Genomic DNA, 644 nt, shown 5'->3' with positions numbered 1-644 from the left:
CGTTCGCATCTGCAAGTGCAGGTAGGTCGCGTCGAACTCGGAGGCACGGACAAGCTCGTCCCACGCCTTAACCACCAGCGTCTGCCGGTGAAGTGTGATCAGCCCGCGACCGCGCATCTCCTTCAGCACGCGGTTGATGTGGACGCTCGTCATCCCCGTAGCGTCGGCGAGATCGGTCTGGGTGATCGGAAGCGGACAGCGGTGATCACCCGCCAGACCGACCGACTCCTGTTTCAGGTACAGTTCGCAGAACAGGTGGGCCAAGTGCTCGAACGCCGGGCGGCGGCCCATGGCGATCAACCACTCCCGGAAGATCGCCGCGTCGATCAGCGTGTCACGCCAGAGCGCGGCGGCGATGGTCGGGAAGCGGGCCGTGAGGTCGTGCATGCTCTCGTGCGGGACGAACGCCACGGTGGCCTGGGTCATCGTCCCGAGGGTGTGGTCCATCAGCGGGATGTGCAGGCTCTGCAAATCCGGGATGTCGCCCGCGATGTGGAACGAGACGATCTGGCGGCGCCCTTCGCTCAGGAACTTGTACCGACACGCCCAGCCTTCGAGGATGACGCAGCACTGGGTCGCCCGGTCTCCGTCCCGCACGATGTCCTGTCGCGCTGAGAGGGTCCGCACCCGAACCGGCAGACTCT

1 protein-coding gene is annotated in these 644 nt (G+C 65.7%); it reads right to left on the bottom strand.

The features are described 5' to 3' along the window. Positions 1-627 (bottom strand): Crp/Fnr family transcriptional regulator (locus MKL20_RS09065; RefSeq protein ID WP_313902713.1); only part of this gene is annotated, 627 nt, incomplete at its 3' end. Positions 628-644 lie beyond the last annotated feature (17 nt).

Origin of the sequence: Methylobacterium sp. E-066 (genome assembly GCF_022829635.1) — a bacterium.
Taxonomy (GTDB): Bacteria; Pseudomonadota; Alphaproteobacteria; order Rhizobiales; family Beijerinckiaceae; genus Methylobacterium.
This window is presented reverse-complemented; position numbering and strand designations above follow the sequence as displayed.